The organism is Bradyrhizobium sp. P2_E8, assembly GCF_056403875.1.
Genome location: NZ_JBFUES010000457.1, coordinates 1 through 5,818 on the forward strand (window position 1 = coordinate 1; position 5,818 = coordinate 5,818).

A 5,818-nucleotide genomic window follows, 5' to 3' on the forward strand; every position below is an offset into this window, starting at 1 on the left:
AGCATCAGCCGCGCGGCCTCGCGGCCAGCCAGGAAACCGGAATAGCAGGCCATCTCCCAGACCTTCCGGAACACGCGTTCGGTGGTCTCGAGGATCGGAAAACTGACGTTCGCGCCGATGTTGAAGATGCACACCTCGAGCGGCGCATGCTTGTCGGCGTCGTTGAGGAAGGAGATGACCTCCTCCTCTCTGCGTGCATCCAGCGAGCGCGCATGGATCTCGCCGCCAGCGGCCTCGATCTCCTTGACCAGCGGCGCCAGCTTATCGCCGTTGCGGCGGCCGGCGAACACAGTGAACCCTTCCGAGGCGAACTTCTTGGCGATTTCGCCGCCGATATAGTCGCCAGCGCCAATCACAGCCACTGTTGCGTTTCTCTTCTGCAAAGGTCTGCTCCCTGTGATGTCATGCGTTGCTTGGAAGCGGCTCAGTCCGGTACCCACGGCCAGACCAGACCAACGCGGCGCGCTTCATGACCCAACTAACGTTCTTTTTTAGAACTCGTCAATCGGTATTGTGAGTACGGGCGGTAAAGTCGTCAGCTCTGCTGCCCTACCCGCTGCTCCGATTCCAGCGGGATGCGGTTGGCATCAGGCCGTCCCGGAAAGCGTCTTGCCGCTTTGCTCGACGATGGATTCCTCGACGTCGCGCAGCTGATCCTTTCCGAAGAACATCTCCTGCCCGACAAAGAACGTCGGCGATCCGAAGGCGCCGCGGCGGACGGCATCGCCGGTGAGATCGATCAGCCTCTTCTTCACGTCGTCCTGCTGCGCGCGCGCAACGATGCGATCAATATCGATGCCGGAGGACATGAACGCGTTACGAAAGATTTCGACATCGTCCATCTTCTTCGGCTCTTCCCACATGTGATGATAGGCGGCGCGAAAATAGGGCTCGAACATGCCCTCGAACTGGGCGGCGACAGCACCGCGCATCAGCATCAGCGTGTTGACCGGAAAGAAGGGATTCTGACGAAATTTCGTGATGTTGTGGCGTCGGATAAACCGCTGGGTCTCCAGCGCCTGGTATTCCGGCTTGTTTTTGATTCCGCGAAGCGATTCGAACGGCGACATATTGCCGGTCGCCTTGTAGATTCCGCCGAGCAGAACCGGGACGTACGCGAATTTCACACCGGTCCGCTGCTCAATGCCCCGAATGGCCACTTCCGCGAGGTAGGCGTTCGGACTGCCGAAATCGAACTGGAATTCAACCTTCAAGGTCATCGCGGCTTCTCCCGGAGATCGCATGGCGGACATTGGCGATCCGATCGCCAATCTCATTTCCCTCTACCATACAGTTCTAAAATAGAACTGTCAAATGTACCTGTAATCCGCTGGTTTCACCTGCCTAGAGGGGGATTGTTTGCGATTTAGTACCTATCTAGAATGCAAGAGGCCGCGCTGGCCCGTGTGGCGATTCGGAACGACCTATGCCGGCACGACTGGAGTGTGTGAATGAAGTGGAAAGAACTCGAGGAAGAACCGTGTTCGATGGCCCGAACCATCGGCGTGATCGGCGATCGCTGGACTCTTCTGATCCTGCGCGAATGCTTCTTGCGCACGCGCCGCTTCGAGGGATTTCAGTCGGCGCTCGGAATCACGCGACACTTGCTGGCCGAACGGCTGAAGAAGCTGGTTCGGCAGGGCATCCTGCGCCGCATTCCCTACCAGGAATCGCCCAAGCGCCACGAATACATCCTGACCCAGAAAGGCCTCGACCTCTATCCCATCATGATGGCGATCGTGCATTGGGGTGATACTCATATGGTCGACGAGCGCGGCCGTCCCTTGCTGCACCAGCACCGCAAATGCGGAAAGAACTTCGATCCAGTCATGGTGTGCTCCGAATGCGGCGAGCCCCTGTCGGCGAAGGAGGTTCATACTCACCCGGGGCCGGGTGCCCGCAGCCTCCCGGAGAAGAGCGCCCCGGAGACCAGGAAGACAAAGGCACGCTCACGCGCCGCTTGAGGCGGCAGCGCACGCCGTGCTGCAATAACCGCTCCGCAACGTTGAATTCGCTGTTACACCAAGACCACATCGAGGCCCGGTTCAATTGCGTAGAGACGCTCAACCTGCTCGGAGCGAACTTTCAACACGGCACGTTGGTTGACGTAGGCCTTGTCGGTAATTTCTCCCGCCGCCATTGATGGCGGATCCTTCAGCAGCGAGAAGCAACAGATTCTTTCACTGCTCCCGACGGTCTCGTTATATTCCTGAAAACGATCCTTCAGAAATTGAATCACGAGAGGATCGCAGGTTAAATCTGCGGCTTGGCCGTTCGAAATTCGTGCCGCCTCGGTCGGATTCAACCAGCAGAGCAGCGCGCACGCCTCGCGATTTTCGCCCGCAACGACAATGTCGAGCAAGACGCCACGGGTCGCAGCCAGGATTGCCGCGCGCATATTGCCAATCGAGACCCAGGTGCCGTTCGCAAGCTTGAAGTTCTCGGAAATTCTGCCTGTAAACCGCAGCCCGAGCTCAGGCCTCTCTGGGTTCAGAAACGAGACAGTGTCGCCGATGCGGTAGAACCCCTCCTCATCGAAGGCCTTTTCCGTCAAATCCGGCCTTCCGAGATAGCCGGGCGTGACGTTCGGTCCCTTGACCCTGGCCTCATAGGTATCGGTGACCGGGATGAGCTTGAGCTGCAAGCCCGGTGCGGGAAGACCGATCTCTCCGGGCTGGTCCGTCGCCCAATGCGTCGAACTGATTGTCGGCGCCGTTTCGGTCGTACCATAGCCCGACATGACAGGAATTCGCCGGCCTGTGACCGCGAATGTCAATCGATACAGTTTTTCCAGCGTGCCCTGCGAAATTGCCGCGCCGGCATAACTCAATCGGTCCATCCGCCTGAACACGCTGGCGCCGAGATCGGCGTCTTTCTCGATCGCGTCGCACAGGAGATTATAGCCAGCAGGCACGTTGAACATGGCGGTCGGCGAAACCTCCTTGAGATTGGCGACCGTCTTGTGAAAGAGCTGCGGCAGCGGCCTGCCATCGTCGATATAGAGCGTTCCGCCATTCTTCAGAATGCTGTGAAGGATGACATTGCTGCCCATCGTATGGTGCCAGGGCAGCCATTCAACCTGCACCGGCGCAGCCGGAGGTGACACGAGCAGGCTCCCCATTTGCAGGGAGCTTGCCATCATCCGGTGGGTGTTGAGCACTCCTTTGGGAAAGCCGGTCGAACCGGATGTGAAGAGGATCTTGGCGACCGCGTCGCAAGGCACCTCACGCGATGCGCGCTCGAACCCGTCGCTCCCGGTCCGATCGGTCATAACCTTGAAAAGCACTGTGTCCGGTGCACCATCGACGCTGATCCAGGTCGCGGCTGCCAGTTCGGGAATGGCGCGTCCAGCGGAAAAGTCGCGGCCGCTTTGGACGAACACGAAAGTCGGGCGCAGCACTTCCGCGATGTCCCTGAGGCGTGCTAGCCCCCCGGGCATCAGCGTGTAGTTTGGCGATATCGGCGCCAGAACGACCCCGATCGACATCGCCGCAAACGAGATCACCGCGTTCTCGATGGAGTTTCCGGACAGGATCGCAAGCTTGTCGGCCGGCTTTGCGCCCATGTCGATCAGGCTTTGGCCGACCGCCTGAACCTGCGACCAAGCATCACCATAAGTGATCTCGTCCCATCCGCCCTTCGCGTTGCGTTGCGCCAGGAAGATTCGATCCGGGACGGCGCTGGCCCAGCGTGGAAGAAAATCAGTGATGCGCCAATCGCACGGCTCCCACTCAAGGGGCGAGCTCAAGATAAGCGTGCCATCTGCTCGACGCTCGATGGAAACCTCACGCGGTGCAAACGTCAGTGCCGTCGTCGACATCAAAGATGATCTCCCGAACTGCTGAAAGGCGACCGCACGCGGTGCATTCCTGTCGTGCTCAGCGCCGGCCTGCCGGCGCGGAGAACGCAGCTCATACCGCGTCCGTCACCCTGGCTGGGGTGAATTCATTCGGACTTGGCGTCCAACACCTCGCTGAAAGCTTCCCAGGTCGAGCCGGTCCACCGCTGCAGACGCATCTGCGTCCAGATCATGTTTTCGGCCTCGCTGGTGTTGACCTTGATCCCCGGCAGCGCGGTCGGGACGACGAAATCCCTGAGATTCTTGGCCTGCGCCAGGATGTTCTTGCGGGACAGATCATCTCCGGATTGCTTCAAGATCTGCTCGAGTAGGATGCCCTGCTGATAGCCCGTCAGGTAGCTTCCGTTGGTGATATCGACGCCCTGCAAATACTTGTCGAGGAATGTCCGATAGGCCTGCATGGCAGGGTCGTTTTTCCACGTCGGATCCACAACGTCCTTGTTGATGGTGCCGACGATCACGCCGACTGACTTGTCGAGACCGGCCGGCGCGAGCGTGCCTCCAACCGAACCGGACGGAAAGTTGATGATCACCGTCGCCTTCCAGCCGATCACGGAAGCTTGCCGGATCGCCTGCGCTGCGAATTTCGGCGTTCCCGCGATCATCAGGGCGTCGGCGCCGGAGCTTTTCAGGTTCGTGATCTGCGAATCGACGGTCGGCTCCGTGACCTCGTACGACGCACTGACGACCCTCCGATCGTAGTCCTTGCCGAGAAAGGCCTTGAAGGCGTTGACGTAGTCTTTGCCGAGATCGTCGTTCTGATAGAGGATCGCGTATTTGGCATTCGGCAGCGTCTTGGTCAGATACTTGGCGTAGATCTTTCCTTCGGTGTCGTAGCTGACGAGGCCCGTCGTGGTCAGCGGGTAACTGGCGACATCGGCGAACTTGGACGAGCCGCTGATGATTGCGATGCTGGGCACTCCTTTCGCCCTCAGGTACTTCGCCGTGGCCGAAAGGCCGGGCGTGCCGAGCTGCCCAAACATGAAGGCCACTTCATCGCTCTCGACGAGCTTGCGGACGTGCTCTACCGCCTTCGGAGGGCTGTAGGCGTCGTCATAGGCGATGTAGTTGATCTTGCGGCCGTTGATGCCACCGCGGTCATTGACCGATTGAATGTAGGCGATAAGGCCCTTGCCTACGAGACCGATCGATGATGCCGGTCCGCTGAACGGAAACACCCCGCCAATCTTGATCTCGGTCGCGGTTACTCCCGGCTCGTCGGCTGCGAAGGCGGGACTGCTCAAAAGCAAAGCCAGAGCCGCAAGGCTCTTCCATTTCGCCAACATGACCCGTCCTCCCTGATGCGCACCCATCCGGGCACGTCATGTGTTTTGTTGCATCACCCGGTCGCTCGCCCGGCATGGTGCGGAGTGAATTGCGCACCTCGCTGTCCAAGCATGATTGGCAGGCGTGAGCCCTGTGGCCGTTGAGCCCGGCCCTCTGTCCGCAAAACTTACAGTTCTTTTTTAGAACTAGTCAAGCAATTAGATGATCGTCCTTTGACCGCGGCGACGGGCCAGCTGCGCTCGGTGGGAAGAAATACAGGGATTCTGCAGGCTCGACCGCGCCATCGGCCGGAAATTCCGCGCGAGAAAAACAGCTAGCCGACGCCTCGTTATATTAATTCTATTATTGCACTTAGTGGGTTTTCTTGCGGTGTGTCAGGCGCAGTCATCGGAGCTGAAGCCGGCTCTCCCATGTCAGATCATGGTGCCCCGCATGAAGCACCTGACCCGGGGGTGGCCGTCGATATAGTATTTCCACACCATGGTCCGCCCGATCTTGTTCGGCTGTGTGACCACGGCACCATCACCCACTCGCCATCGATGCGCACCCGGTAGTGCCCGTGCTCGGATTCCCAATCGATGTCGGCGACAAAGTATCCATCTGCGTCCGAGCAGTATGGCCCCAAATCGCTGGACAGGCTCTCAAACCATTCCTTCAGCGGGGAATTGGCAT

Annotated in this window: 5 protein-coding genes and 1 pseudogene; 1 reads left to right on the top strand and 5 read right to left on the bottom strand. The window is 59.2% G+C overall.

Annotated elements, in window-relative coordinates; genetic code table 11:
- Both AC1D00_RS23490 and AC1D00_RS23495 read right to left on the bottom strand, forming a co-directional pair.
- A partial coding sequence (locus AC1D00_RS23490; protein WP_477012298.1) for an SDR family NAD(P)-dependent oxidoreductase occupies positions 1-383 on the bottom strand: 383 nt, incomplete at its 3' end.
- Positions 384-587: 204 nt separating this feature from the next.
- Positions 588-1,220: a DsbA family protein gene (locus AC1D00_RS23495; protein WP_025575024.1), complete on the bottom strand. Its 633-nt coding sequence runs from the start codon at positions 1,218-1,220 to the stop codon at positions 588-590.
- A 231-nt stretch (positions 1,221-1,451) separates the two neighbouring features.
- On the opposite strand from AC1D00_RS23495, the gene AC1D00_RS23500 reads away from it, so the two are divergent.
- Complete coding sequence (locus AC1D00_RS23500; RefSeq protein WP_025575022.1) at positions 1,452-1,964, top strand: winged helix-turn-helix transcriptional regulator; 513 nt, start codon at positions 1,452-1,454, stop codon at positions 1,962-1,964.
- Positions 1,965-2,017: 53 nt separating this feature from the next.
- On the opposite strand, the gene AC1D00_RS23505 is transcribed toward AC1D00_RS23500, so the two are convergent.
- The 3 genes and pseudogenes from AC1D00_RS23505 to AC1D00_RS23515 form a co-directional block, all read right to left on the bottom strand.
- Positions 2,018-3,820, bottom strand: a complete 1,803-nt coding sequence (locus AC1D00_RS23505; RefSeq protein WP_025575019.1) for an AMP-binding protein — start codon at positions 3,818-3,820, stop codon at positions 2,018-2,020.
- 125 nt (positions 3,821-3,945) lie between these two features.
- On the bottom strand, positions 3,946-5,145 hold the full coding sequence (locus tag AC1D00_RS23510; protein WP_025575017.1) for an ABC transporter substrate-binding protein: 1,200 nt from the start codon (positions 5,143-5,145) through the stop codon (positions 3,946-3,948).
- Between the two features lie 414 nt (positions 5,146-5,559).
- Positions 5,560-5,818: pseudogene (locus AC1D00_RS23515) on the bottom strand (hypothetical protein); the annotation flags it as partial.

Coding starts and splice junctions, on each gene's coding strand:
- AC1D00_RS23510 (WP_025575017.1), bottom strand. CDS start 5,145: ATGTTGGCGAAATGGAAGAGCCTTGCGGCTCTGGCTTTGCTTTTGAGC.
- AC1D00_RS23500 (WP_025575022.1), top strand. CDS start 1,452: ATGAAGTGGAAAGAACTCGAGGAAGAACCGTGTTCGATGGCCCGAACC.
- AC1D00_RS23495 (WP_025575024.1), bottom strand. CDS start 1,220: ATGACCTTGAAGGTTGAATTCCAGTTCGATTTCGGCAGTCCGAACGCC.
- AC1D00_RS23505 (WP_025575019.1), bottom strand. CDS start 3,820: ATGTCGACGACGGCACTGACGTTTGCACCGCGTGAGGTTTCCATCGAG.